Genomic DNA, 25,532 nt, shown 5'->3' with positions numbered 1-25,532 from the left:
TCTTTCGCTCAGTGCTCGAAGCAGGGGTCGATGAACGGCGGAGGCGTGTCGGGGGTGGAGCCGCGGGCGACGCGCCACCGGCGGTGCTGTTCGGACTCGGCGACGGCCTCGGCCACGAGCGCCGCCTGGCGGGCACCGCTCTGGTAGCCGCCGAAGTGGGCCACGGGGCTCCATGCGGGGCTGACGGGCGGGACGGCCTCGCCGAGACCCTCGTACTCCGCGCTCGCGTGGACGATGCGGCCGCCGACGACGGTGAGGACGGACTCGATGTCGGGGATGAGGTCCTCGGGCACGGTCAGGAAGTCGTCGGAGAGGATCGCGAGGTCGCCGTACCAGCCTTCCCGCAGGCTTCCCTTGACGTCCTGCTCGCCGGTGAGCCGGGCTCCCCCGCGGGTGTAGAGGTCGAGGGCGGTCTCCCGGTCGATCGGGGTGCCGGCCGGGGAGAGCGCCGTGCCGCCGACGGTCCTGCCGGTCACCAGCCAGTGGAGGGCGACCCAGGGGTTGTACGAGGAGACGCGGGTGGCGTCGGTTCCGGCGGCGACCGTCAGGCCCCGGTCGAGCATGGCGCGGACCGGCGGGGCGTGGGCGGCGGCCTCGGCACCGTACCGGTCGCGGAACGCGGTGCCCTGGAAGGACATGCGGTTCTGGACGGACAGGGCGCCGCCGAGGGCCGCGATCCGGTCCAGGCTGTCGGCCGAGACGGTCTCGGCGTGGTCGAAGAGCCAGCGGTTGCCGCCGGGGAACAGTCCTTCGGCCGCGAGCTTCTCGAAGACGGCCAGGTCGCGGCGGATCGTCTCGTCGTAGGTAGCGTGCAGCCGGAAGCCCCAGCCGTTCTCCAGCAGGAGCCGGACGGCCTGCTCGAACTCGGGCTCGTACGCGCCCAGTTCGGGGCGGGGTTCGGAGAAGTTCTCGAAGTCGGCGGCGGCCCAGGTCAGGTTCTCGCCCGCGCCGTTCAGCCGGAGCCACTCGTCCCCGTCGCCGGGCTTCACCATCTCGGTCCAGCGTGTGAGGTCGGCGAGCTCCTGCCCGGCGGTCTGCGGGAAGAGGTGGTAGGCGATCCGCAGGGACAGCTCGCCCGACCTGGCGAGGTCGGCGACCGTGGCGTAGTTGTCGGGGAAGTTCTGGAAGCCGCCGGCCGCGTCGACGGCCGAGGTCAGCCCGAAGCGGTTCAGCTCGCGCAGGAAGTGCAGGGTCGACGTCCGCTTGTCGGCCTCGTCGAGGGCCGGTGCCTTGGCCAGGGTCGAGTACAGCAGGAGCGCGCCCGGAGCGGCGAGGAGAACGCCGTTGGGTTCGCCGTCCCTGCCCCGTACGATCTGGCCGCCGCGCGGGTCGGGGGTCTCCCGGGTGAACCCGGCGGCCCTGACGGCGGCCCGGTTCATCAGGGCCGACTGGTACAGGTGCAGGACGAAGACGGGGGTGTCGGGGGCGGCGGCGTTCAGCTCGGCGACGGTCGGCATCCGGCGCTCGGCGAACTGCTCGGCGGTCCAGCCGCCGACGACCCGGATCCACTGCCCCTTCGGGGTGCGGCCGGCCTGCTCGCGCAGCATCGCGAGGGCGTGGCGCAGACTGCGCACCCCGTCCCAGCGGAGCTCCAGGACGTAGTTGAGGCCGCCCCGGATGACGTGCAGGTGCGAGTCGTTGAGTCCGGGGATCACGCGGCGGCCGAGGGCGTCGACGACCTTCGTGCCCGGCCCGACGAGGTGGGCGAGGTCGTGGTCGTCGCCGAGGGCCGCGATCCGGCCGTCCCGGATCGCGACGGCACGGGCCTCGGGGCGGGCGGGGTCGCCGGTGAACACCTTGGCGTTGCGGACGAGGAGGTCGGCCTGCGCGGGTTCGCCGCGCTGGGCGGGGACGAGGCCCGCGACGGGCATGCTCGTCGACGGCCCGGTCATGCGAGGGCCTTGCGCAGCACGTCGGTGGCGACGCCGAGGGCGAGTTCCGCGCCCTGCGTCTCGCGGAGCGCGTTCAGCATGACGAAGTCGTGGATGACGCCCTGGACGCGCAGGGCGGTGACGGGGACCCCGGCGGCGCGGAGCTTCGCCGCGTACGCCTCGCCCTCGTCGCGCAGGACGTCGGCCTCGGCCGTGATGACCAGGGCGGGCGGCAGGCCGGTGAGCTGCTCGGTGGTGGCGCGCAGCGGCGAGGCGGTGATCTGGGCGCGCTCGGCCTCTTCGGTCGTGTACTGGTCCCAGAACCACTTCATGGCGTCGCGGCGCAGGAAGTAGCCCTCGGCGAAGGCGTGGTACGAGTCGGTGTCGAAGCTCGCGTCGGTGACCGGGTAGAAGAGGACCTGGTGGGCGAGGCGGACGTCGCCGCGCTGCTTGGCCATGAGGGTGAGGGCGGCGGTCATGTTGCCGCCGACGGAGTCGCCCGCGACGGCGATCCGGGTGCCGTCGAGGTCCTTGTGGCGGCCCTCGCGGGCGATCCACTGGGCGACGGTGTAGTTCTGCTCGATCGCGACGGGGTAGCGGGCCTCGGGCGAGAGGTCGTACTCGGGGAAGACGACGGCCGCCCGGGTGCCGACGGCGAGTTCGCGGACGAGCCGGTCGTGGGTGTGGGCGTTGCCGAAGACCCAGCCGGCGCCGTGGAGGTAGAGGATGACCGGGAGCGGTCCTGAGGCGCCGCGGGGGCGGACGATCCGGACGCGGACGTCGCCGGTGGGACCGCCGTGGACGGTGGTCCACTCCTCGTCGACGGCGGGCAGGGGGACGCCTTCACCGCTCTGGACGCCGTCCACGGCCTTGCGGCCGTCCGCGACGGGGATCTGGTAGAGGTACGGCGGCTGTGCGGTGGCGTCGGCGAAGGCCTGGGCGGCGGGTTCGAGGGTCGGTCGGTCCGTCATGAGGGGGTTCTCCTTCGGAGGACGTGAGGGGACGGGGCTGGTGGGCGAGGGTGCTCAGAGGCCGTAGGCCTCCAGGAGGCGCAGCCAGACCTCGCTGACCGTCGGGAAGGCGGGGACGGCGTGCCAGAGGCGTTCGAGCGGGACTTCCCCGACGATGGCGACGGTGGCGGTGTGGATCAGTTCGGTCGCCATCGGACCGGTGAGGGTGCAGCCGACGACGACTCCCCGGTCCTCGTCGACGACGAGCTTGGCGTGGCCGCGGTAGCCGTCCGCGTGCAGCGCGGCTCCGGCGACGTCGTCGATGCGGTACTCCACCGCGCGTACGGCGATTCCGGCTTCGCGTGCCGCGCGTTCGGTGAGACCGACGCTCGCGATCTCGGGGTGGGTGAAGACGGCCTGCGGGACGGCGCTGCGGTCGGCCTCCGCGCTCCAGGCCTGGCGGCGGCCGGTGTCGGCGGGGCGGCCCGCGGCGCGCTCGGCGATCGCCGCCGCGCAGGCGCGGGCCTGGTACTTGGCCATGTGGGTCAGCGGCGCGCGGCGGTTCACGTCGCCGACGGCGTACAGCCAGTCGCCGTCGAGGGCGGTGACACGGCAGGTGTCGTCGACGGGCAGCCAGTCACCGGCCGGCAGTCCGACGGCCTCCAGGCCCAGGTCTGCGGTGCGCGGGCGGCGGCCGACCGCGGCCAGCAGCTCGTCGCAGACGAGGGTGGCGCCGTCGTCGGTCTCCACGGTCACGGTGCGGGTGCTCGCGTCGCGGGCGACCCGGGTGGCGGAGACCCCGAAGCGGATCGTGACGCCCAGGCCGGTGAGCCCCCGGGTGACCTCTTCGCCGGCGCACGGCTCCCAGCCGGTCAGCAGGGCCTGGTCGCGGACGAGCAGGGTGACGGAGGAGCCGAGCGAGCGCCACGCGGTGGCCATCTCGCAGGCCACCACTCCCCCGCCGATGACGACGAGCCGCCCGGGCACCGCGTCGGCGGTGGTGGCCTGCCGGTTGGTCCACACACCGATCCGGTCGAGCCCTTCGACGGGCGGCAGCGCTGGTGCCGTGCCGGGAGCGAGGACGACGGCGAGCCGGGCCCGCAGGCCGCGGACGCTGCCGTCGCCCCCGGTCACCTCCACCCGCCGCTCTCCGGCGAGCCGCCCGTGTCCGCGTACGAGGGTGATGCCGGCGCCGTTCAGCCAGTCGGCCTGACCGGTGTCGTCGCCGCGGCCGGTGAACCGGTCGCGGCGGGCCAGCACACGCTCCGGGTCGGGCGGCGCGGTCACCGCCTGCCGTGCCCCGTCGACCGACCGGGCGGCCTCCAGGGCTGCGGCGGGCCGCAGCAGGGCCTTGCTGGGCACGCACGCCCGGTAGGAGCACTCGCCGCCGACCTCGTCGGCCTCGACGACGACGGCGGTGAGACCGGACCGCACGAGCCGGTCGGCGACGACCTCACCGCCGGGTCCGCCGCCGACCACGACCACGTCGTACGTGTCCTCGTACGCGTCCCCGTACGCGTCCTCCATCAGCCGCGTACCAGCGGGGTGTCGACGAGGTGCTCGGCCAGGAACCACACCTGTGCCTCGCCGGTGCGGATGACCTCGGAGACGAGCAGGTCGGTGCTGCCCTCGTCGCCCTCGCCCGAGATCCGGGCGGCGGCGTCCCGGGCGTCGATCAGGATCCGCTCGTGCGCGTCGAGGAGCCGCGACAGCATGACGGGAACCGGCTCCACGCCGTCCGGGGGCCGCGGGATCGCGGTGAGCTCCGCGACGTGGCGCGGGTCTCCGACGGCGACGCCGCCGAGGCTCTGGATCCGCTCGGCCAGCGCGTCCACGATGGCCAGTTGGGCCTCGGCGTGCTTGTCGAGCATGAGGTGGAGCGAGTAGAAGGTCGCCCCGCGCATGAGCCAGTGGTGCTTCTTGTAGAGGGAGTACAGGATCTGCGTGTCGGCGAGTACGCGGTTGAGCCGCTGGCACGCGTACATGCGGGTGTCGTGGCCGAGGCCGATCGGCAGCTGCTTGAGCGTGCCGAACGCCTGGGTCTCGGCGCCCTTCTGGTGCAGCAGCGGCTGACCGCCGCCGAGCGGGGGTGCGGTGGTGGTGTCCATCGACGACTCCAGGTCGGGGAAGAGGGGGGGTCCGGCCGCCGGCACGGGCGGGGCGTGCGGGGACGACCGGACCCGGCTGTGTGGCGAGCGGTCAGTGCGCGCCGGGGGTGCAGGCCCTAAGCCGCGGGGGCGGGCCGGTGCAGGACGAGCCGGGTGAGGAGCCCGCTGCCGAGACCGGCGACGAGCGCGAGGGCCGCCCACCACCAGGGGTACGGGGTGAGGCCGAGGGCCGCGTCGAGGGACCAGGCGCCGGGTCCGGTGGCGGCGAGGGCGGCGGAGGTGCCGATGAGGACGAGCGGGTACTCGTAGCCGTCGTTCTGCACCCAGAGGCCGTTGTGCCACTTCACGGTGAGGGCGACGGTCATGACCCCGATGGCCCCGGTCGCGGCGAGCGGGGTCAGGAGGCCCGTGGCGAGCAGCAGACCGGATCCGATCTGGCCGCCGCCCGCCGCCAGGGCGGTGAGGGCTCCGCCCCGGAAGCCGTCGGCGCGGAACTCCTCCGTGCCGCCCTCCAGTCCCCTGCCGCCCAGGTGGGAGCTGATCTTCTGCACCCCGTGGCCGGCGACGAGCAGGCCCACCAGCAGACGCAGGATCAGAATGCCGGTGTCCAAGGAGGTCAGCCGGCCGCGTGCGCGCCGATGACGGTCTGCGCGTACACGACGCCCAGGCCGTACGCGCCCGCGTGGGCCTTGACGATCTCCATGACGGCGCCGTACGTCTCCTGGCGCGCCCAGTCGCGCTGCAGCTCCAGGAGCACCTGCACCCAGGTCACCGGCACCGCGCCGGCGGCGATCATCCGCTGGAGGGCGTGCTCGTGGGCGGCCGGGCTGACGCCGCCGGAGGCGTCGGAGACCACGTACACCTCGTAGCCCTGCTCAAGGGCGGAGAGCGCGGGCAGCACGAGGCAGACCTCGGTCCACAGACCGGAGAGGACGATCTTCTTGCGCCCGGTCGCCTTGACCGCCGCCACGAGCGCCTCGTCCTCCCAGGCGTTCATGGTCGTGCGGTCGATGACCTCGTGCTTGGGGAACACCTCGGCGAGCTGCGGCAGCAGGGGCCCGGAGAACGACTCGGCGGCCACCGTGGTCAGAACGGCCGGCACGTCGAACGCCCGGGCCGCCTTGGCGAGGCCCACGGTGCTGTTGATGATCGCGGCACGGTCACCGCTGCCGGTGCCGAAGAACATCTGCGGCTGGTGGTCCACGAAGAGCATGACGGCGTTGTCGGGCGTCAGGAGATCCGCACTCGGGGCAGCCTGCACCTGGGCGATGTCGAACATGAGGGGTCCTTTCGGAGCGGTCGGAACCGTGCCGTCCGCGCCTCGCGGCCCGGCACACCCGAAAAACTAGGACCACTCCGACGGACCGACTTTCCTCCCCGTGCCCAGGACTTGGCACGACAGCGCACACCCGGTCCGGTACGACTTCGGTCCGGGTGGGTCGGGTGCCGAACGGTGGCGCGGCGCCGTCGGCCGCGCCACCGTTTCCGCGTTCAGACCCGCGGTTCAGCCGTCCGCGGTCCAGCGGTCCGCGGTCCAGCGGTCCGCGGTCCAGCCGTCCGCGGTCCAGCGGTCCGCGGTTCAGCCGTCCGCGGTTCAGCCGTCCGCGCGGCCTGGCTCACCGGTCGCCCGCGAGGTCCAGGTCGTCGCTGCGCGTGTCCTCGGTCGCGACCTCGACGCCCCTGGGGCCGCGCCACGGGCGCGGGATCGGGAGGGACACGCCCTGCCACCAGGACTCGCCGGGCAGCTTCCCCGCAGGTTCGAAGGGCTCGCCGGGGCGGGGGAAGGCCACCGCCTGGCCGGCCTCCTCGGCCGCGTCCCTCGTCCACTCGCCCGGTTCCGCCCACGCGTGCGGAGCCAGGCTGAACGTGCCCCAGTGGATCGGCAGCAGCACCCCGCCCGGAGCGCCGCCCTGGAGGTCGAGGTGGGTCCGGACGCCCTCGGCGGGCGTCATGTGGATGTCCGTCCAGAACTCCGAGTACGCGCCGATCTGGATCATCGTGGCGTCGAAGGGGCCATGGGCGGCGCCGATGTCCTTGAAGCCGGAGAAGTAGCCGGTGTCGCCGCTGTGGAAGATCCGGTGGGCCGGTCCCGCCACCACCCAGGACGCCCAGAGCGTGTGCTGCTTGTTGCGCAGGCCCCGCCCGCAGAAGTGCCGGGCCGGGGTGGCCGTGAGCCGCAGGTCGCCGATCTCGGTGGACTCGTTCCAGTCGAGCTCGCGCAGCCGGGACGCGGGCACGCCCCAGTGCTCCAGGTGCGCGCCGACGCCGAGCGGCACCGCGAAGACCGTGTCCGTGCCGGCCAGTGCCTTGATCGTCGGCAGGTCGAGGTGGTCGTAGTGGTCGTGCGAGATCACGACCACGTCGACCGGGCCGAGCTCGGCGAGCGGCACGGGCACGGGGTGGAGCCGCTTGGGGCCCGCGAAGGGGAACGGGGAGCAGCGGTCGCCCCAGACCGGGTCGAAGAGGACCCGGTGGCCGTCGATCTCCGCGAGGACGCCGGAGTGCCCCATCCAGGTCAGGCGCAGACCGGTGGCCGGCGGCCGGGCCAGGTCGGCCAGGGTGGTGGGGTGGACGGGGATCGCGCCGGTGGGGGCTCGGCGCGCGCGTCCCTCCTTCTCGAAGTAGACCTTGGCGAACTCGACGGTGGACCCGGAGGGGCCGCGTCGCGCCGGTTCGGGGTTCTGGAAGATCCCGTCCGCGAAGTTCGGCGAGCGGCGGATCCGGGCGAGACGCTCGCCCGTGGGTTCCGCGCCGAAGGACTCGGGGCGCAGCGCGCGCAGCCGGGCCCGCGGCGAACGGTCGGAGCCGGTACCGGTCACAGGACCTCCTGATCTCTGGGGGTCGTTCCATTATGGGCGGCCCGCGACGGAGACGGCCGGGCGGCGTCAGGCCGTACGCCGCGGGCGCGCGGGCCGGTGGAGGAGCGGCTGCCGGTCGCGCCGCCGAGCGCTACGGCCGGTGCCGGATCCGCCACGCGCAGCGACCCTTGATGATCATGCCCTTGTCATGTGCTGTGTAGGCTGCGGAGCGTGGCGAGAGTGCGGTTGAGCGTGGCCGAGCGGCGGGACGAACTGCTGACGGCCGCCGTCGAGCAGATCGAGGCGCGGGGCGTCGCGGCCGTCCGGATCTCCGACGTGGCCACCGCGCTCGGGGTGAGCAACGCGCTCGTGCTCTACCACTTCTCGTCGAAGGAACAGCTGGTCGCCGCGGCCTTCGCGCACGCCGCCGAGGCCGACCTGGCCCGGCTGCGGCAGCTGCTCGAACGCCGCTCCACGGCGGTGCGGCGGCTGCGGGCCGCCGTCCGCTGGTACGCCCCCACCGGCCAGGCCAAGGGCTGGCGGCTGTGGATCGAGAGCTGGGCGGTCTCGCTGCGCGACCCCGAGCTGCGCCGGGTCGCCGCCTCCCTCGACCGGGAGTGGAAGGCGGCGCTGGCCCGGGTGATCGAGGAGGGGGCGGCCGCGGGGGAGTTCCGCTGCGCGGATCCGGCCGCGGCGGCCTGGCGGCTCACCGCCTTCCTCGACGGCCTCGCCGTACAGACGACGGCCTACGCCGGCTCCCTCTCCCGCGCCGCCCTGCTCCGCTGGGCGGACGAGGCCCTCGGCCGAGAACTGAATCTCCCGGCCGACGCCCCGATGAAGGTGGGCGGGGAGACGGGAGACGGCGGGAACCCGGCGACCGGCGGCGACGGCGTGCCGTCGGTCTGATCCGACCCTCCCTCGGTCGGCGGGCGGGTCCGTCAGATCAGTTCGTAGACCGCCGAGACCGTGACCTGCTCCTCGATCTCGCCGGGCGCCAGCGGCACGGTCGGTTCGTCCGCCGGCAGGGTGGGGGCCGCGCCCGGGCCCGGGCGGACCGACTCGCCCTCGCTCAGGGAGACCAGCCGGCCGAGCCGGTGGCCGCTCAGCTGGGCGTGCTGCGAGGCCTTGTCGTACGCGTCCCGGTAGGCGGCCTCACGGGCCTTCGCCCGCAGCGCCGAGGGGTCGGCGACGTCGAAGACGACACCGTTGACCCGGCCCGCGTTGCCGGTGGCCTCGTTGAGGGCGCCGATGACCTGGCCGGTCCTGTCCAGGTCGCGGACCTTCACCGAGAAGGACTGGCCCGCCTGATAGCCGGTCACCTTGCTGTCCCCGGCGGTGTTCTGGGCGTAGACCGGGGCCAGCGAGAGGTTGTCGGTACGGATGTCCCGGTCGGCGATCCCCTGCTTGTGCAGGACGTCGAGGAGCGCCTCGGCCGCGGTGGTCTGCGCCGCCATCGCCTCCTTCGCCGTCGGGCGGGTGGCCTCGACCCCGACGGACAGGATCGCCAGGTCGGGCGCGGCGGACGCGCGCCCGTTGCCCGTGACGGTGACCGTGGCCGTGGTCGTGGCGGCGGCCGGTTCCGGGGCGGTACGGAGGGCGGTCCGCTCGGGCGCGGCGGCCAGGGCGGGGGCCGCGGTGCCGGTGAGGAGGCCGCCGAGCACGGCGGTGGCGGCGAGGAGACGGGCGGTGCGGGCGGCGCTGGGCCGGCGGAATGTCACAGGCGGTCCCTTCGGGGGTGGCTGCCGGGGCTCCGGCGGGCACATCCCAGCACCCGGCGCCGCCGCCTCCCGCGCGCCACTCCTGACCGGCGGCTCCCTTCACCTCTCCGCACCAACCGTGCGCTAGGTCTGGACGAGCGGCTCGTACTCCTCGGGCCGGAGCCCGAACGTCCAGGCGACGCCCTCGCGCGCGGTCCTGGTCGTGGGCGGCACCCGCAGCCAGTACGTCCGGTGGGTGCCGTCCGGTTCGGGCGTGGAGTTCACGACCTCGACCATCACCACGTCCTCGTCGTCGGCGAGTGCGATCCGCCAGAGGACGCCCGTCTCGTCGCTGTGCTCGTGCCGGGCGCCGGAGACGGCGAGGTAGCGGTCGTAGCCGTAGTACTCCAGCATCACGCGCCGCAGTTCGGCGTTCTCCTCCTCGCGTATCCGCTCGGGGGTGAGGTCGGCGAGACCGGCGAGGAACTCGGCGGGCACCGGCATGCCCCGCCAGGCGTGGAGGGCGAACCCGTCGGCGAAGGCGAGCGCGGGGCCGTCGCCCCGGTCGAGCCGGCCGGCCTCGTCCCGGTGGAGCTCGACGGGCCTCTCGCAGATCACGACGGCGTTCTCGTAGGGCCACCACCAGCCGGCGTGCCCGGCGACGGTGGTGAGTCCCGCGAGCCGGGTGCCTTGTCCGTCGAAGGCGGCGAGCCAGGCCGCGTCGTGCTGCCCGAGGACGGCGTCGAGGAGCAGCAGCCGCACGCCGGCCGCGTCGGCGCCCGCCGCTTCCGTCACGCCCGCCCGTATCCGGTCCGCGAGGCTCCGCGTCAGGTCCCAGAGCTGTGCCCCGGTCGCCTGCCAGTGCGCCGCCCAGCCGGCCGGTCCGAGCACGTCGTGGAGGCGGCGGCGCTCCTCGGCCCACGGCCGGGTGCGCACCTCGTCCCGTACAGAACGGCCCGGGTCCGCCAGGCCCCGTACGAGCGTGACGGCCGCGAGCGGCGAGTCCGCCCAGAGGACGCGCTCCGGCTCGGCGAGGCCGGCCGTGCGGTACGCGAGCCGGACGCCGGCCTCGGCGGCGGCGCGGTCGGCGGGCCCGGTGGCGGCGGCGACGGCCCGCCACGTGTCCGCGGTGGTGGTGCGGTTCATCTCGTTCTCCCCCATGTCCTTCACTTCTCTCCGGCGGACGTCAGTCCGCCACGATCCGGTACGCCCCGGGCACGTACTCCCGCTGCCGCACCACCCGGTACCAGCCCTTGGGCAGCGGTATCGGCGCGTGCTCCTCGTGCACCACCCGCCCGCCCTCGGGCAGTTCGAGCAGGAGCGGGCCCAGCGGTCCCGGTTCCCGCACGAGCCGCCCGGGGCCGGGGATCGCGTGGGCGTGCCCGGTGACCTCGCCGAGGGCGAGGAGCAGGCGGCCCCGGGCGTCCCTCGGCTCCCCCGCCGCCGCCTTCACCCGCTCCGGAACCGCGGTCTCCGCGACGGGCGCGATCAGCACGTCTCCCTGCCGGTACATGGCTCTCCCCTCCCCGTCCGGCACGGGCGGCCGAACACGAGAACGACGCTAGGGCCCGGCACTGACAATCGGTCCGGAACCCACCCGGCGAAGGGCGTTGTCGGTGCGGCTTGGTAGAACTCTCTCCATCAGCCCGACCCACCCCGACCGTTGTCTGGAGCACCGCCATGACCGTTGGCACCTACCTGCAGGAATTCCACGGCCTGCCCGTGTTCGACTTCCCGGGCGCGGACGCACAGGTCGAGCTGCCCGCGACGGACACGGTCGCCTGGCGGATCTCCGCGCCGACGTACTCGGATCCCGGAGACGAGCTGTGGGGGCCGCAGTTCGAGCGGTTCCTGAAGACGGTCGACACGGGACGGGTGCGCGCGCTGGTCGTCGGCGGCTGGGACGAGGCCTACGAGAACTCGTCCGCCGACATCGTCACCGCGCTGATCGGCGCCAACAACCGGCTGACGGCCCTGGAGGCGGTCTTCCTCGGCGACATGACGGGCGAGGACTGCGAGATCTCCTGGATCATCCAGTCCGACGTGACGCCGCTGCTCGCCGCCTACCCGGCCCTCACGGAGTTCGGGGTGCGCGGTGGCTCGGAGCTGGCCTTCCCCTCGATCCGGCACACGGGTCTGCGGACCCTGGTCGTCCAGACCGGCGGCCTGCGCGCCGAGGTCGTGCGCGGCATCGTCGGCAGCGACCTGCCCGCCCTGGAGAAGCTGGAACTCTGGCTCGGCACCGACGAGTACGGCGGCGACAGCACGACGGACGACCTGGCGCCGCTGCTCGCCGGCACGGCGTTCCCCGCCCTGCGCGACCTGGGCCTGTGCGACAGCGTGATCCAGGACGCCGTGGCCGCCGCCGTCGCGGGCGCGCCCATCGTCGCCCGGATCGAGCGGCTCGACCTCTCCATGGGCGTGCTCACCGACGAGGGCGCGGCGGCCCTCCTCGACGGGCAGCCGCTGACCCATCTCACCCACCTCGACCTCTCCCACCACTACCTGTCGGAGGCCATGTGCGAGCGCGTCCGCGCCGCGCTCGTCCCGCACGGCGTGACCGTCGACCTCAGTGACGCGCAGGTGGCGGAGGACGACGGCGACGGGGACGTCTGGCGCTACGTCGCGGTCGCCGAATGACCTCCGTCCCGCGCCTCGTGGGCTCCGGCGATCGGGCGGACTCCCGACAGCCGCGCCTCATGGCCACCGGCGACCCGACGGGCGGCCGTCGAAGCCCGCGTCTCGTCGTCGTCGGTGATCCGGCCAGCCGCCGTGTCGCGTTCTTCCAGGACGCGCTGCGGGCCGCCGGGCTGCCCGAGGCGCGGGCGGTGTCGTGGCCGGACGTGCTCCGGGGCCGGGCGCGGTTCGCGGCGGGCGAGACCGTGCGGCTCGATTCCCCCGGCGAGGACCCGGAGGCCGACCGGCTGCTGCGCGGGATCGAGGATCCGGCCCGGGTCGAGGGCACCGGCCGCTGGTACGGGCGGTTCACCGCCGCCGTGGCGGACCTGGCCCGCTCCGTCGCCGAGGCGGGCGCCGTCCTCGTCGACGATCCGTCCGAGCTCGCGGTCCTGTTCGACAAGCGGCTGAGCCACGGCCGGCTGAGGGCGGCCGGAGTCCCGGTGCCCGAGTCGCCGACCTCGGGCCCCGGCGCCGCGGAGATACGCGGCTGGGCGGACGTCAGGGCGTTGACCGCCGAGAGCGGTATGCGCCGGGTGTTCGTGAAGCTCGCGCACGGCTCCTCCGCCTCGGGGGTCCTGGCTCTGGAGACGAACGGCGCGGGCCGCGTCCAGGCCACCACCTCCGTGGAGCGCGGAGCCGACGGCCTGCTCTTCAACTCCCTGCGGGTACGGCGCTACACGAGCGAGCGTGAGGTCGCCGCGATCGTGGACGCCCTCGCCCCCGACGGCCTGCACGTCGAGCGCTGGCTGCCGAAGGCCACGCAGGACGGCCGGGCCGCCGACCTGCGGGTGGTGGTGATCGACGGGCGCGCCACCCACGCCGTGCTCCGCACCAGCCGCTCCCCCATGACCAATCTGCACCTGGGCGGCGCCCGGGGCGATCTGGCCGCCGCGCGGGCGTCGATCGCCGCGGCCGGCGGCAGCTGGGCGGACGCCCTCGGGGTCTGCGAGCGGGCGGCGGCCGCCTTCCCCGGCACCCGGTGCGTGGGCGTCGATCTGCTGCCCGCGAGCGGCTGGCGCCGGTTCGCCGTGGGCGAGGTGAACGCCTTCGGCGATCTGCTGCCCGGCCTCACGGGCCTGCCCGGCAGCGGCGCCGAGGGGCTCGACACGTACGGTGCCCAGGTCGCGGCACAGTTCCCGTACCCCGACGAAACCAGCACCACAGGAACGAGCACCACGTGAACCAGCCCGACATGAACGCGATCGTCGGCAGCCACGATCTGCTCCTGGTCACCCTCGACACCCTCCGGTACGACGTGGCGGCCGAGCTCGCGGCCGAGGGCCGCATCCCGAACCTGGCGCGCCATCTCCCCGGCGGGGTCTGGGAGCGGCGGCACGCGCCCGGCAGCTTCACGTACGCCTCCCACCAGGCGATCTTCGCCGGCTTCCTGCCGACCCCGGCGTCGCAGGGGCCTCACCCCCGGCTGTTCGCGGCCCGTTTCGCGGGCAGCGAGTCGACCGCCGACGGCACCTGGGTCCACGACACCCCCGACTTCGTGTCCGCCCTGGCACGGGAGGGCTACCGGACGGTCTGCGTCGGCGGGGTCGGCTTCTTCAACAAGCGGCCGCCCCTAGGCTCGGTGCTCCCGGACCTGTTCCAGGAGAGCCACTGGGAGCCGTCCTTCGGCGTCGCCTCCCCGTCCTCCTTCGAGTCCCAGGTCGCGTGCGCCGAGGAGGTCGTCGCCGGCCTCCCCCGGGAGGAGCGCCTCTTCCTCTTCGTCAACGTGTCGGCGCTGCACCAGCCCAACTGGTTCCATCTGCCGGGGGCGACCCGCGAGGCCGGCGACTCCCGGGAGACCCACGCGGCCGCCCTGGAGTACGTCGACCGGCACATCGGGCGGCTGTTCGCCGCGATGAGCAGCCGCCGCCCCTGTTTCGCGATCGTCTGCTCCGACCACGGCACGGCGTACGGCGAGGACGGCTTCACCGGCCACCGGCTCGGCCACGACGTCGTGTGGACCGTGCCGTACGCACAGTTCGTCCTACCAGGACCCCCGGGCGCCGAGGGCGAGGTCGCGGCATGACCCACAGCCCCCGCCCGTACCGCAGCTACGTCTACGCCTACCCGCACAAGACGGCCTACCGCGTGCTCCCCGAGCGTCCGGAGCTGGCCGCTCTCTGGGCCGACGAGCCGAAGGACGCTCTCTCGCTCTACGCGCACATACCGTTCTGCGAGGTCCGCTGCGGCTTCTGCAACCTCTTCACCCGGATCGGCGCCCCGGACGAGCTGACCACCCGCTATCTCGACGCCCTCGACCGCCAGGCCACCGCCGTCCGCGAGGCCCTCGGCGACGCGGCACCGGTGCGGTTCGCGACGGCCGCGTTCGGCGGCGGGACGCCCACCTTCCTCACCGCCGCCGAGCTGGAGCGGCTCTGCGACATCGCCGAGAAGCGGATGGGCGTGGACCTGCGCGCGGTGCCGCTCTCCGTGGAGACCTCACCGGCGACGGCGACCGCCGACCGGCTGGCGCTGCTCGCTGACCGGGGCGCGACCCGGCTCAGCATCGGCGTGCAGAGCTTCGTGGAGGCCGAGGCGAGGGCCGCGGTCCGGCCGCAGCACCGCGCGGACGTCGAGGCGGCGCTCGGCCGGATCCGGGACACGGGCGTTCCGGTCCTCAACATCGACCTGATCTACGGCATCGACGGCCAGACCGAGCGGTCCTGGCGGGTCTCGCTCGACGCGGCCCTCGCCTGGCAGCCCGAGGAGCTGTACCTCTATCCGCTGTACGTGCGCCCGCTGACCGGTCTCGGCCGGCTCCAGGACCCGGCGGCCGCCGACCGGGAGTGGGACGAGCAGCGGCTGCGCCTCTACCGGTACGGCCGGGATCATCTCCTCGCGCACGGCTACGAGCAGGTGTCGATGCGGATGTTCCGCCGCAGGGACGCCGGTCCCGCGGGGCCGGACGACTACGCCTGCCAGACGGACGGCATGATCGGCCTGGGCTGCGGCGCCCGCTCGTACACCTCGGCCCTGCACTACTCCTTCGACTACGCCGTCGACATGCGGGAGATCCGCTCGATCATCGACGCGTACACGGAGACGGAGGACTTCTCCCGCGCCCAGCACGGATACGAGGTGGACGGGGACGAGGCCCGTCGCCGTCATCTCCTCCAGTCGCTGCTCCAGGCCGAGGGCATGCCGGTCGCCGGGTACGAGGAGCGGTTCGGGTCCTCGCCGTTCGCGGACTTCGGCCCGGAGCTCGCCCGCTTCGAGGAGTACGGCTGGCTGGCGGACGCCCCGGCCGGGCTGCTGCGGCTGTCGCCCGAGGGACTCGCGTACTCGGACGGGCTGGGCCCCGAGCTGTTCTCCCCCGCCGTGGCGGCCGCGATGGCCGCGTACGAGGCGAAGTAGGGGGCGGCCGTGGATCTCACCCTGCTCTACCGGGGCCCGCTCTCCTCCTGCGACTTCGACTGCCCGTACTGTCCCTTCGCCAAGCGCCGGGACAGCCGGGAGCAGCTGCGCGCGGACCGGGCGGCGCTCGAACGGTTCACCGGCTGGGCGGCGGCGCAGACGGGCGACCGGCTGCGGATCCTCTTCACCCCGTGGGGCGAGGGCCTGGTCCGCTCCTGGTACCGGCGGGCGCTGGTCGAGCTGTCGCGGCTTCCGCAGGTGGAGCGGGTGGCGATCCAGACCAATCTGAGCTGCCGGACGGAGTGGCTGGCCGAGGCGGACCCGGAGAGCGTGGCGCTCTGGTGCACGTACCACCCGGGGCAGACCCCGTACGAGCGGTTCCTCACGAAGTGCCGGGAGCTCGCGGATCGAGGCGTCCGCTACAGCGTCGGCGTGGTCGGCCTTCCCGAGCACCGGGAGGAGGCACGCCGGCTGCGGGCCGCGCTGCCGCCGCACGTCTACCTCTGGGCGAACGCGGCGGAGGGGCACACGTACACCGACGCGGAGGCCGCGGGCTGGACGGAGCTCGACCCGCTGTTCCCGTACAGCCGGCATCCGCACCGCTCGGCGGGGCTGCCCTGCCGCACCGGCGAGTCGGTGATCTCGGTGGACGGCGAGGGGACGGTGCGGCGCTGCCACTTCGTCAGGGCCGAGCTGGGGAACCTGTACGACGGCTCGTACCGTGCCGCCCTGCGTCCCCGCGCCTGCCCCCTCGCCGTCTGCGACTGCCACATCGGGTACGTCCACCTGGAGACGCTGCCGCTGTACGACGTGTTCGCCGGCGGGGTCCTGGAGCGGATCCCCGCCGCCGTACCGCCCGCTACAGGGGCATGAGGTCGGGGCGCTTGGCCTCGACGTGGTCGCCGGAGCTCTCGCCGCGCAGCCGGCGCCCGATCCACGGCACCAGGTACTCCCTGGCCCAGTGGATGTCGTCGCGGCGCACCTCGAGCGTGCCGCGCGCCGGGACCGGCGGCCAGGGCTGGTCGGGGTCGGCGGGCACCGGCATGCCGAGGACCTGGGCGGCGCGCAGGGCGACGCGGGTGTGTCCCTCGGGCGACAGGTGCAGCCGGTCGTCGTCCCAGGCCCGGCGGTCCTGGACGGACTTCAGCGACCACAGGTCGAGGACCGGGCAGTCGTAGCGGTCCGCGATGGCCCGGACGTGCCCGTTGTACGTGGCGATCTTGCCGCGCAGGTGCTTGAGGAGCGTCACGTCGCGGGTGTCGAAGCCGGTGGTCACCATGACGGTGCCGACGGCGGAGCTGAGGTCGGCGACGGCGCGCTCGAAGCGCTCGGCCACGTCGTCGGGGTCCGTCCCGGGGCGGATGATGTCGTTGCCGCCCGCGCAGAAGGTCACCAGGTCGGGGGCGAGTTCCTTCGCCCGGGGGACCTGTTCCGCCACGATCTGGTCGAGAAGGCGCCCGCGTACGGCCAGGTTGGCGTAGCGGAAGTCGTCGTGCTCCGGCAGCTGGTCGGCGAGCAGGACCGCGAAGCGGTCCGCCCAGCCGACGTACGTCCCGTCGGGCCCGGGGTCTCCGACGCCCTCGGTGAAGCTGTCACCGATCGCCGCGTACGACCCGAATGCGTTCTTGTCTGTTGATCTCGAATCGTCTGCCACGGGAGCACATTTTTCCCCTTCGCGTGTGACCTACGCGACCGTAAGGAGGGGTTGACGCCGGGTGACATATGCCACCGATAAAGATTCCGCCAAGCCGGAATACGCCGGAAGCCCGGCACGTGTGTGCCGGGCTTCCGGATGACGAAGGCTTCTTGACGCGGTGTCAGATGCTCACGCCGTGCGACCGCAGGGCGGCCAGCGGGTCGACGTCGGAGCCGTACTCCGGGCCGGTGCGCATCTCGAAGTGCAGGTGCGGGCCGGAGGAGTTGCCGGTCGAGCCGGAGAGGCCGATCTGCTGGCCGCCGCGGACGGTCTCGCCGGCGGAGACGGAGATCGAGGAGAGGTGGGCGTACTGCGAGAAGGTGCCGTCGGCGTGCTGGATGACGACCTGGTTGCCATACGCGCCGCCGTTGCCCGCGGAGTAGACCGTGCCGGGGCCGACGGCGATGACGCTGGTGCCGGTGGAGGCGATGAAGTCGACACCGGTGTGGTAGCCGGAGGACCACATCGCGCCCGAGGCGCGGTACGGGGTGGAGACGCCGCCGCTGACGGGGGCGAACCAGCCAGAGGAGGAGGTCGTACCGGCCGACGAGGAGGACGACGAAGAGGAGGTGGAGGTCGCGGCGGCGGGGGCCGAGGAGCGCTCGCTGCCGCGGGAGGCGCGCTGGGTGTCGCCGTTCTTGCCGGAGCCCTGCGTGCTCTCGTGCGTGGCCTTCTTCGGGTGGGCCTTCGCGGTGCTCTTGGCGCCGAGGGTGAGCTTCATGCCGGGGAGGATCAGCGAGGGGTTCTCGCCGATGACCTGGCGGTTGTCCTGGTACAGCTTCTGCCAGCCGCCGACGAGGTGGTGCTCGGCGGCGATCTTCGACAGGTAGTCGCCGCGGACCACGGAGTACGTCTTCGGCGCGGCCTTCGCCTGGGCGGCAGGGGCGGCCTTCGTCTGGGCGACGGCGTGGGCGGGGGCGGCGGCCGGGGCGGCCTGCTCGGCGGCGTGGGCGCCGGTGGCTCCGAGGAGCGGGAGGGCGACGACGGCGCCGCCGGTGCCGGCGGCGGCGATGCCCCGGGTCAGACGGTTGACCTTGGGGCGGCGGTGCTTACCCTTCGCGGGCATGGCGAATTCCTCTCCGTCGCCTGCGAGGTGAGCTGTCGGGTTCGGACTGGAGATGTCCGGCCGCGTTCTCACGCGACTTCACCCCGAGCCGTCCTTCTTCGAGGGATCGGCGTACTTACCTGGGTCCCCCGCTCCTGCCTTCTACGGGTGAGTGCGGATTCCGGGCGGTGGCAGGATTCGGCGGTCCGACCGGAGTGAGCGCGACGCTAGACGAGGGGGGCGGCGTGAACAAGCCACGGTTTTCAAGTGCTCCCGGTTCGCGTGATATCCGGCCGGAATTCCGGTCACCCTCCGTGGATGACGGTCCCTCGATCTCCTTTTCCCGGGGGGAAATTGGAAAAGACGATCAGGCACGGTCCGTCACGGTTATGACGCTCCTCACGCGCCGATCCCCATCTCCCCTGCAACCGGGGCGGGTTATACCGAACTCCTCAATACGGACAGATCACCCATTCCCGTCCGAGGGGGTGCGTGTTCCGGCCCTCACCCGAGATGATTGCCCCAGGAATCGATCTACAGAACAGGAGCAGCCGTGACGCAGCAGCTGCCGCAGGTCCCGCCCGCCGAAGCCGACGAGCCCGAGCTGACGGAGGTCCGCAACTTCCGGGACGTGGGCGGGCTGCCGACGGCGGACGGGCGCGCCGTCCGCCCCGGCCGCCTCTTCCGCAGCGGCCACCTCGCCCACGCGACGGAGGACGACGCCGCCTTCCTGGCCTCGCTGGGCCTGCACACCGTATTCGACTTCCGCAACGAGGCGGACCGGAAGATCGAGGGCGCGGACGTCGAGCTGCCCGGCGTGCGGAACGTGAACATACCGCTCAACGACCCGGCCGACGGCAAGGAGTTCTGGCGACTGGTCCGCGACGGCGAGATCGAGCAGCTCCGGGAGATCCTCGGCGACGGCAAGGCGGCCGCCCGGATGTCCGATTCGTACCGTAAGAGCGTGCTGGAGCGGACCGCGGAGCACAGCCGGCTCCTGCACTCCATGGCGGAGGAGAGCGTCCCGGCCCTCCTGCACTGCGCGGCCGGCAAGGACCGGGCCGGGGTCGCCATCGCGATCACCCTGCTCGCCGTCGGGGTCGACCGGGAGGCGATCGAGGCCGACTACGTGAAGTCGAACGCCCCGCACCGCCGCTACAAGGTGCGCCGCAGCTCCACCTCCCCGGACGCGATGTCGCCCGAGGTGATGGAGCTGCTGAGCCCGCTCTTCGACGCGCGGGTGGAGTACCTGCGGGCCGCGTTCGAGACGATCGAGACGACCTGGGGCTCGGTCGACGCCTACTTCTCCGAGGGCCTGAAGCTGGCCCCGGAGACCCGCGAGCGGCTGCGGGAGCGGCTGGTCACGGAGGCCTGAGGCCTACTGGTTCTGCCCGCCCAGCATGAAGAGCAGGTAGAGGAAGCCGGCGAAGAGGTGGCCGGCGATCAGATAGGCGAAGAGGCGGAGCACGAGCCCCTTGGGGAACTTGCCCTCACCGCGCTCCTCGCCGGTGACCGGTACGGACTTCTCGGACATGTCGGTCCTTTCTGGGACGTCAGCGCCGGTGCGGGGTCCCGTCGCCGAGGCACAGCTCGGCGGCGGGGCTCTGCATCAGGGTGTGGACGAAGAGCAGCTCGGCCCCGCCGGGTGTGGCGGCGCCGATCCGGTGCGGGGTGAGCGAGTCGAAGTGCGCGCTGTCCCCGGGGTCGAGTACGTGGACGGCCTCGCCGAGCGCGAGCCGCACCCGCCCCTCCAGGACGTGGATCCACTCCTCGCCGGGGTGGACGCGCACGATGTCGGCCCGGGTGGCGTACGGCACGTGGACCCGCAGGCACTGGAGGGCGCGCCCGGCACCGCCCGCCTGCCGGTAGATCCAGCCGTCCGCCTCGACAGGCTCGGAGCGGCCGGCCCGGACGACGGGGTCGCGTTCGGGGGGCGTCTCGCCCAGGAGCTCGGAGACCGTCGTACCGTAGATGCGGGACAGGGCGAGCAGCATCGGAAGCGAGGGCTGCCGGTTGCCGGTCTCCAGGCGCGAGAGGTGGGCCGGCGAGAGACCGGCCCGCTGGGCGGCGGCCTCCAGGGTGAGTCCCCGGCGGCGGCGCAGGGCCCGCAGCTGGGGGGCGACGTCGGGCAGGACGTCGGGGGTGACGGGGTCCGGGGAGGTGTCCCCGGGGACGTGGTCCATGCGTCCATTCCGCCAGGATCGTGCCTCTGAGGCAAGTTTCTTGCCTCAGAGGCAAAAGCCCGTGCTCAACGCTGGGCGACCGCCTGCTTGACCAGCGTCTTCCCGAAGTCCCACATGAGCCCGCCGCCGCCGTGGGCGTCGTCCATGACCGCCGTGAAGGCCGTGACGAACCGGTCCACGTCCGCCTCGTCGATGACCAGCGGCGGGATCAGCTTGATCACCTCCAGGTGGTCCCCGGAGACCTGCGTGAGGATCCGGTGCCGCTGGAGCAGCGGGACGACGACCATCTGGGCGAAGAGGCCCTTGCGGGCCGCCTGGAGCATCGTCCAGCGCCCGCGCAGCCCGAGCGAGGAGGGCCGCCCGAACTCGATCCCGATCATCAGGCCGCGGCCGCGGATCTCGTGCAGCAGCTCGTACCGCGGCACGAGCTCCTTCAGCCGGCCGGACAGCAGCGCGCCCATCCGACGGGCGTGGGCGACGGTGCCCTCGTCCTCCATGACCGAGAGGACGGCGAGCCCGGCCGCCATGGCCTGCGCGTTCGACCCGAAGCTCGCCGAGTGGACCAGGACCCGGTCCATCGACGAGTACACCTTCTTGAAGATCCAGTCCTTGCCGAGGGTGGCGCCGACCGGCACGTAGCCGCCGGAGAGCGCCTTGGCGACGCAGACCAGGTCCGGCTCGACGCCCTCCTCGTGCTGGTAGGCGTAGAAGTCCCCGGTCCTGCCGAGGCCCGTCTGCACCTCGTCGGCGATGAGCAGCGCACCGTGCCGGTGAAGCAGCTCCTGGGCGCCCCGGAGGAAGCCCGGGGGCGCCTCGTGGACGCCCTTGCCCTGGATGGGCTCGACGACGAAGCCGGCCACGTCCCCCTTCCGCAGCTCCCGCTCCAGGGCGCCGAGGTCGCCCAGCGGGATCGCCGTGTCCGGCAGGAGCGGGTCGAAGCCCTCCCGGAAGCCCTGCTCGCCGTTGACGGAGAGGGAGCCGGTGGTGAGCCCGTGGAAGGCGTGGTGGCAGTAGAGGATCCTCGGCCGCCCGGTGGCGTACCGGGCGAACTTGAGGGCGGTCTCCACGGCCTCGGTGCCGCTGTTGCCGAAGAAGACCCGGTCCAGGTGCGGGCTGTGGGCGAGCAGCTTCTCGGCGAGGAGCCCGGGCAGCGGCTGGCAGTCGAAGCGGGTGAGGTCGGCGAGCTGGGCGTCCAGGACGTCGTGGAGGGCCTTGCGGACGACGGGGTGGTGCCGTCCGAGGCCCATCACGCCGAAGCCGGCGAGCATGTCGAGGTGGTCGACGCCGTCGGCGTCCCAGAAGTGGGCGCCCTCGGCCCGCTCGTAGACCTTGTCGAAGCCGATGGTGTGCAGCATGCGGGGCAGCTGGTGGTTGAGGTACCTGGCGTGCAGCTCGTACCGCTCCGCGCCGCGCTCGGAGAGCAGCGCCCGCAGGTCGAACCCGCCGGTCATGACGTGGTGTTCCCGGAGACCGTCTCACGGATCGCCCGCAGGGACTCCTTGAGGGAGCCCATGGTGGCGAGGACGGCGGTGGGCTCGTAGCCGCAGTGCGCCATGCAGTTGGCGCAGCGCGGGTCCTTGCCGCGGCCGTACTTGTCCCAGTCGGTGTCCTCGACGAGTTCGCGGTACGTGGGGACGTATCCGTCGCTCATCAGATAGCAGGGGCGCTGCCAGCCGAAGAGCGAGTAGTTGGGAATGGCCCAGGCGGTGCAGGGGAAGTCCGCCTTTCCTTCCAGGAAATCCAGGAAGAGCGGCGAGTGGTTGAGCCGCCAGCGCCGCCGGTTGCCGCCGGCGAAGGCCTTCTTGAAGAGTTCGCGGGTCTGCTCGACGCCGAGGAAGTGCTCCTGGTCGGGGGCCTTCTCGTAGGCGTAGGCGGGCGAGATCATCATTTCGTCGACCTGGAGGTCGTCGTTGAGGAAATTGAGCACCTCGATGATGGTCTGCGGGGTGTCGGTGTTGAAGAAGGTCGAATTGGTGGTGACCCGGAAGCCTCGCCGCTTGGCCTCCTTGATGGCCGCCACCGCCTCGTCGAACACGCCCTCCTTGGCGACGGACTCGTCGTGCCGCTCGCGCAGCCCGTCGATGTGGACCGCGAAGGCGAAGTACGGGGAGGGGGTGAACTTCTCCAGCTTCTTGCGCAGCAGCATCGCGTTGGTGCAGAGGAAGACGTACTTCCGCCGGGCCACCAACTGGCGCACGATCTCGTCGATCTGAGGGTGCATCAGGGGCTCGCCGCCCGCGATGGAGACCATGGGGGCGCCGGACTCGAGCACCGCGCCGACCGCCTGGGCGACCGGCATGCGCTGCTTGAGGACACCCGCCGGGTGCTGGATCTTCCCGCAGCCCTCGCACTTGAGGTTGCAGGCGTAGAGCGGCTCCAGCTCGACGATCAGCGGGAACTTGTCCCGCTTGCGGAGCTTCTGTTCGAAGAGGTAGGTCCCGACCCGGATGGACTGACGGAGCGGCATGGCCATAACTCGTTCACCTCCTGGGGAGCAGCAAAGAACGGTGCCATTCGAAGAACGCGGGAAGGACGGCACGAAGAACACGGAAGGCTGATATTCCCCCGCGTACCGTGCCGATCCGGACCAGTTCATGTTCCGGAGCGTCCACGACCACCCGGACGGCCGCAACCGGACGCGCGTCCGGACCGTCCCCGAACGCTCCGGCGGCCCGGGCGGTACGGAGCGTGGCGGCGGACTCCATGTCGACGGCGATCGCGCCGCCGGCCCCCAGCGCGGCCCGCTCGGGGCCGCGGACCACATGGTCGGAGCCGATCAGCGGCCCGGTGTGGACGGCGCGCCCGGGCACCGCCTTGACCAGGGCCTTCACCAGGAGCTCGGTCCCGGCGCAGAGGGTCGTGCCGTCGGGGGCGCGGGTCTCGTCGGCGACGATCAGGTCCCCCGGGTGCATGCCGGGCGCGAGGCCCGCGCAGAAGCCGGAGGCGATCACCGCGGCGTCCCGCCAGGCCTCCTCGCCGAGGACCCGGGACACGGCCCGCCGGGCCCGGTCGGGCCCCATGCCGGTGCGCAGCACGGTCACGGGTCCCGGCGCGCCGCCCCGGTCCCCGCTGCGCAGGGCGAACTGCTCGATGCCGAGCGCGCAGGCGATCAGCAGCGGCGGGCCGGCGCCCGGGCCGGGCTCGCGGCCCATCAGCACTCCTTGCGCGGCGAGGGCTCCCCGTACACATAGCGCCCGAGCGCCGTGAGCGGGAACACCTGCCGGTAGAGGTGGTAGTTGATGGAGAAGTCCCAGGGGAAGCCGGTGCCGGTGAAGTACGGCTCGTCCCAGGAGCCGTCCTCCCGCTGGTTCTCGACCAGCCAGGCGACGCCCCTGCGGACGGGCTCGGAGTCGCGCTCCCCGGCGGCCAGGAGGGCGATCAGGGCCCAGGCGGTCTGGGAGGCGGTGGAGGGGCCGCGCCCGACCCACTCCTCCTCCTTGTACGAGCGGAGGTCCTCGCCCCAGCCGCCGTCGTCGTTCTGCGTGGATCCGAGCCAGGCGACGGCCCGGCGCATCGCCGGGTGGGAGGCGGGCAGGCCGGCGGCGGCGAGCGCGGGGAGCACCGAGCCCGTGCCGTAGACGTGGTTGACGCCCCAGCGGCCGAACCAGGCGCCGTTGGGCTCCTGTTCGGCGAGCAGCCACTCGATGCCCCGGCGGGCGCGCGGGTCCTGGGCCATCCCCTCGTACGCGAGCATCTCCACCACGTGGGCGGTGACGTCGGCGGAGGGCGGGTCGATCACCTCGCCGAAGTCGCAGAACGGCAGCTTGTTGGGGAAGACGCTGGTGTTGTCGGCGTCGAAGGCTCCCCAGGCGCCGTTCTTCGACTGCATGCCGAGGGTCCAGCGGGCGCCCCGGGCGACGGCCGCCTCCACCCGGGCGGGGTCCGGGTGCTCCACCCGCCGCAGGGCGAGCAGGACTTCGGCGGTGTCGTCGATGTCGGGGTAGTTGTCGTTGTGGAACTCGAACGCCCAGCCGCCCGGCGGGAGTCCGGGCCGGCGCACCGCCCAGTCCCCGGTGCGGGTGATCTCCTCGTCGAGCATCCAGTCCACGGCCTTGACCAGGGCCGGGTGGTCGGGCCGGAGCCCGGCGTCGGCGAGGGCGATGGTGGCGAGGCAGGTGTCCCAGACGGGCGACTGGCAGGCCTCGATCATCCGCGAACCGTCCTCGCGCCATACGGCGAACCGGTCGAGGGATTCCAGGCCGGCCCGCATGACCGGGTGCCGGAGGTCGTAGCCGAGGAGGTGGAGGGCGATGACCGAGTAGACGGCGGGAGGCTGGATGCCGCCCCAGCAGCCGTCGTTCTCCTGCCGCTCGACGATCCACCGGGCGGCGACGTTCATCGCCGTCCTGCGCACCCCGCGCGGGGCGAAGCGGTGGTAGACGTGCAGCGCCTTGTCGAGCCGCTGGAAGATCCCGTCCCAGCCGGTGGCGGGGGCGAGCGGCCGGGGCGGGTTCGGCCGCGCCGGGTCGGTGTGCAGTTCGTCGAGGGGGAAGGGCGCGGGCCTCACCGGGCGCTTCGCGGAGACGACGGTGAGCGGCACGATCGTCTGCCGGGCCCAGCAGCCGAAGTCGTAGATGTTCAGCGGGAACCACTTCGGCAGGAAGAGCAGCTCCGGTGGCAGCTCGGGCAGGTCCTCCCAGCGCCACCAGCCGAAGAGGGCCAGCCAGATCCGGGTGAAGACCCGGGTGGCGGCGATCCCGCCGCGGGCGCGGACCCAGGCGGAGGCGCGGGCCATGTGCGGGGCCTCGGGCGGGTCTCCGGCGAGCCGCAGGGCCACATAGGCCTCGACGGTGGCGGAGAGCTCGCCGGGTCCGCCGTAGAAGGTGGCCCAGGCGCCGTCCTCACGCTGCTCGCGGCGGATGTGGAGGGCGGCGGCGCGGGTGGTGTCGGCGTCGAGGATGCCCAGGAACTGGCGGAGGAGGAGGTCCTCGGCGTCCATGGTGACGTTGGTCTCCAGGTCGCCCTTCCACCAGCCGGCCGGGTCCTGCCGGGCGAGCAGATGCTCGACGGCCCGTTCGGCGGCCCGCGCGGCGGTGCCGTCGAGGCCGGACGCGAAGGCGTCGGTGTCGTTCGTCTTGCTGGCCGAGGCTGCCCGGGGGCCCACGGCCCCGGCGCTTCCGTCGGTCGTCGCTGTCATGGCTTCCCCTTTGTGCA

The 25,532-nt window shown here is 73.2% G+C and carries 25 protein-coding genes and 1 riboswitch; of the genes, 7 read left to right on the top strand and 18 right to left on the bottom strand.

Translation table 11 applies throughout. The annotated features are described in order from the left end of the window. Positions 1–8 precede the first annotated feature (8 nt). From ACWGN5_RS10090 to ACWGN5_RS10060, 7 genes are all read right to left on the bottom strand, one after another. Complete coding sequence (locus ACWGN5_RS10090; RefSeq protein WP_453513116.1) at positions 9–1,892, bottom strand: amidohydrolase; 1,884 nt, start codon at positions 1,890–1,892, stop codon at positions 9–11. Continuing rightward, the gene (locus tag ACWGN5_RS10085; protein WP_453513113.1) at positions 1,889–2,842 is read right to left on the bottom strand and encodes an alpha/beta hydrolase; all 954 of its coding nucleotides are present in this window, start codon (positions 2,840–2,842) and stop codon (positions 1,889–1,891) included. The genes ACWGN5_RS10090 and ACWGN5_RS10085 overlap by 4 nt, the downstream gene beginning before the upstream one ends. Before the next feature lie 54 nt (positions 2,843–2,896). Beyond that, the gene (locus tag ACWGN5_RS10080) at positions 2,897–4,348 is read right to left on the bottom strand and encodes a dihydrolipoyl dehydrogenase family protein (protein WP_453513111.1); all 1,452 of its coding nucleotides are present in this window, start codon (positions 4,346–4,348) and stop codon (positions 2,897–2,899) included. Further along, the gene (locus ACWGN5_RS10075; protein ID WP_453513109.1) at positions 4,348–4,929 is read right to left on the bottom strand and encodes a Dps family protein; all 582 of its coding nucleotides are present in this window, start codon (positions 4,927–4,929) and stop codon (positions 4,348–4,350) included. Before ACWGN5_RS10075 ends, ACWGN5_RS10080 begins: the two co-directional genes overlap by 1 nt. Positions 4,930–5,045: 116 nt before the next feature. Then, positions 5,046–5,540 carry a DoxX family protein gene (locus tag ACWGN5_RS10070; RefSeq protein ID WP_453513107.1) on the bottom strand — a complete coding sequence of 165 codons (495 nt, stop codon included), beginning with the start codon at positions 5,538–5,540 and terminating at the stop codon, positions 5,046–5,048. 5 nt (positions 5,541–5,545) lie between these two features. Beyond that, positions 5,546–6,208: a hydrolase gene (locus ACWGN5_RS10065; protein WP_453513105.1), complete on the bottom strand. Its 663-nt coding sequence runs from the start codon at positions 6,206–6,208 to the stop codon at positions 5,546–5,548. Positions 6,209–6,545: 337 nt separating this feature from the next. Then, positions 6,546–7,748 carry an MBL fold metallo-hydrolase gene (locus ACWGN5_RS10060; protein ID WP_453513103.1) on the bottom strand — a complete coding sequence of 401 codons (1,203 nt, stop codon included), beginning with the start codon at positions 7,746–7,748 and terminating at the stop codon, positions 6,546–6,548. Positions 7,749–7,958: 210 nt separating this feature from the next. Here ACWGN5_RS10060 and ACWGN5_RS10055 point away from each other — a divergent pair, with 210 nt between their 5' ends. Next, positions 7,959–8,633, top strand: a complete 675-nt coding sequence (locus tag ACWGN5_RS10055) for a TetR/AcrR family transcriptional regulator (protein WP_453513100.1) — start codon at positions 7,959–7,961, stop codon at positions 8,631–8,633. A 32-nt stretch (positions 8,634–8,665) separates the two neighbouring features. On the opposite strand, the gene ACWGN5_RS10050 is transcribed toward ACWGN5_RS10055, so the two are convergent. From ACWGN5_RS10050 to ACWGN5_RS10040, 3 genes are all read right to left on the bottom strand, one after another. Further along, positions 8,666–9,445, bottom strand: a complete 780-nt coding sequence (locus tag ACWGN5_RS10050; protein WP_453513097.1) for an SIMPL domain-containing protein — start codon at positions 9,443–9,445, stop codon at positions 8,666–8,668. 123 nt (positions 9,446–9,568) lie between these two features. After that, entirely contained in the window at positions 9,569–10,585 is a 1,017-nt protein-coding gene (locus ACWGN5_RS10045) for a DUF6745 domain-containing protein (RefSeq protein WP_453513095.1), read from the bottom strand. A 25-nt stretch (positions 10,586–10,610) separates the two neighbouring features. Continuing rightward, positions 10,611–10,937: a hypothetical protein gene (locus ACWGN5_RS10040; protein WP_453513093.1), complete on the bottom strand. Its 327-nt coding sequence runs from the start codon at positions 10,935–10,937 to the stop codon at positions 10,611–10,613. Between the two features lie 167 nt (positions 10,938–11,104). On the opposite strand from ACWGN5_RS10040, the gene ACWGN5_RS10035 reads away from it, so the two are divergent. The 5 genes from ACWGN5_RS10035 to ACWGN5_RS10015 are packed head-to-tail and all read left to right on the top strand — an operon-like array spanning position 11,105 to position 16,327. Further along, positions 11,105–12,064, top strand: coding sequence for an STM4015 family protein (locus ACWGN5_RS10035; protein ID WP_453513091.1), 960 nt, complete (start codon positions 11,105–11,107; stop codon positions 12,062–12,064). Positions 12,065–12,123: 59 nt separating this feature from the next. Beyond that, positions 12,124–13,284: an STM4014 family protein gene (locus tag ACWGN5_RS10030; RefSeq protein WP_453513159.1), complete on the top strand. Its 1,161-nt coding sequence runs from the start codon at positions 12,124–12,126 to the stop codon at positions 13,282–13,284. 11 nt (positions 13,285–13,295) lie between these two features. Further along, entirely contained in the window at positions 13,296–14,126 is an 831-nt protein-coding gene (locus ACWGN5_RS10025; protein ID WP_453513156.1) for an STM4013/SEN3800 family hydrolase, read from the top strand. Continuing rightward, positions 14,123–15,454 carry an STM4012 family radical SAM protein gene (locus ACWGN5_RS10020; protein WP_453513088.1) on the top strand — a complete coding sequence of 444 codons (1,332 nt, stop codon included), beginning with the start codon at positions 14,123–14,125 and terminating at the stop codon, positions 15,452–15,454. Before ACWGN5_RS10025 ends, ACWGN5_RS10020 begins: the two co-directional genes overlap by 4 nt. Before the next feature lie 9 nt (positions 15,455–15,463). Continuing rightward, positions 15,464–16,327: an STM4011 family radical SAM protein gene (locus tag ACWGN5_RS10015; RefSeq protein ID WP_453513086.1), complete on the top strand. Its 864-nt coding sequence runs from the start codon at positions 15,464–15,466 to the stop codon at positions 16,325–16,327. Here the strand turns inward: ACWGN5_RS10015 and ACWGN5_RS10010 are convergent. Together ACWGN5_RS10010 and ACWGN5_RS10005 are read right to left on the bottom strand one after the other, a co-directional pair. Next, positions 16,314–17,108 (bottom strand): SGNH/GDSL hydrolase family protein, encoded by a 795-nt coding sequence (locus ACWGN5_RS10010; protein ID WP_453513085.1) that lies wholly within the window; start codon positions 17,106–17,108, stop codon positions 16,314–16,316. The two genes, ACWGN5_RS10015 and ACWGN5_RS10010, sit on opposite strands and share 14 nt — an antisense overlap. 163 nt (positions 17,109–17,271) lie before the next feature. After that, complete coding sequence (locus tag ACWGN5_RS10005; RefSeq protein ID WP_453513082.1) at positions 17,272–18,216, bottom strand: M23 family metallopeptidase; 945 nt, start codon at positions 18,214–18,216, stop codon at positions 17,272–17,274. A gap of 2 nt (positions 18,217–18,218) precedes the next feature. Continuing rightward, positions 18,219–18,393, bottom strand: a riboswitch (cyclic di-AMP (ydaO/yuaA leader). Positions 18,394–18,748: 355 nt separating this feature from the next. Between ACWGN5_RS10005 and ACWGN5_RS10000 the strand changes: the two genes are divergently transcribed. Then, positions 18,749–19,570 carry a tyrosine-protein phosphatase gene (locus ACWGN5_RS10000; protein WP_453513080.1) on the top strand — a complete coding sequence of 274 codons (822 nt, stop codon included), beginning with the start codon at positions 18,749–18,751 and terminating at the stop codon, positions 19,568–19,570. A gap of 3 nt (positions 19,571–19,573) precedes the next feature. On the opposite strand, the gene ACWGN5_RS09995 is transcribed toward ACWGN5_RS10000, so the two are convergent. The 6 genes from ACWGN5_RS09995 to shc form a co-directional block, all read right to left on the bottom strand. Then, positions 19,574–19,729 carry a DUF6126 family protein gene (locus ACWGN5_RS09995; protein WP_189803391.1) on the bottom strand — a complete coding sequence of 52 codons (156 nt, stop codon included), beginning with the start codon at positions 19,727–19,729 and terminating at the stop codon, positions 19,574–19,576. A gap of 19 nt (positions 19,730–19,748) precedes the next feature. Then, the gene (locus tag ACWGN5_RS09990; protein ID WP_392156065.1) at positions 19,749–20,378 is read right to left on the bottom strand and encodes a helix-turn-helix domain-containing protein; all 630 of its coding nucleotides are present in this window, start codon (positions 20,376–20,378) and stop codon (positions 19,749–19,751) included. A 65-nt stretch (positions 20,379–20,443) separates the two neighbouring features. Beyond that, positions 20,444–21,829, bottom strand: coding sequence for an aspartate aminotransferase family protein (locus ACWGN5_RS09985; RefSeq protein WP_453513077.1), 1,386 nt, complete (start codon positions 21,827–21,829; stop codon positions 20,444–20,446). Then, the gene (gene hpnH / locus ACWGN5_RS09980) at positions 21,826–22,851 is read right to left on the bottom strand and encodes an adenosyl-hopene transferase HpnH (protein ID WP_453513075.1); all 1,026 of its coding nucleotides are present in this window, start codon (positions 22,849–22,851) and stop codon (positions 21,826–21,828) included. The genes ACWGN5_RS09985 and hpnH overlap by 4 nt, the downstream gene beginning before the upstream one ends. A gap of 7 nt (positions 22,852–22,858) precedes the next feature. Next, complete coding sequence (locus tag ACWGN5_RS09975; RefSeq protein WP_453513073.1) at positions 22,859–23,530, bottom strand: phosphorylase family protein; 672 nt, start codon at positions 23,528–23,530, stop codon at positions 22,859–22,861. Continuing rightward, positions 23,530–25,515, bottom strand: a complete 1,986-nt coding sequence (gene shc / locus ACWGN5_RS09970; RefSeq protein ID WP_453513071.1) for a squalene--hopene cyclase — start codon at positions 25,513–25,515, stop codon at positions 23,530–23,532. The genes ACWGN5_RS09975 and shc overlap by 1 nt, the downstream gene beginning before the upstream one ends. Positions 25,516–25,532: the final 17 nt, after the last annotated feature.

It is taken from the genome of Streptomyces sp. NPDC055815 (genome assembly GCF_053616475.1).
The sequence above is the reverse complement of the archived record's forward strand: the minus strand, read 5'-3'. Positions and strand labels throughout refer to the sequence as shown.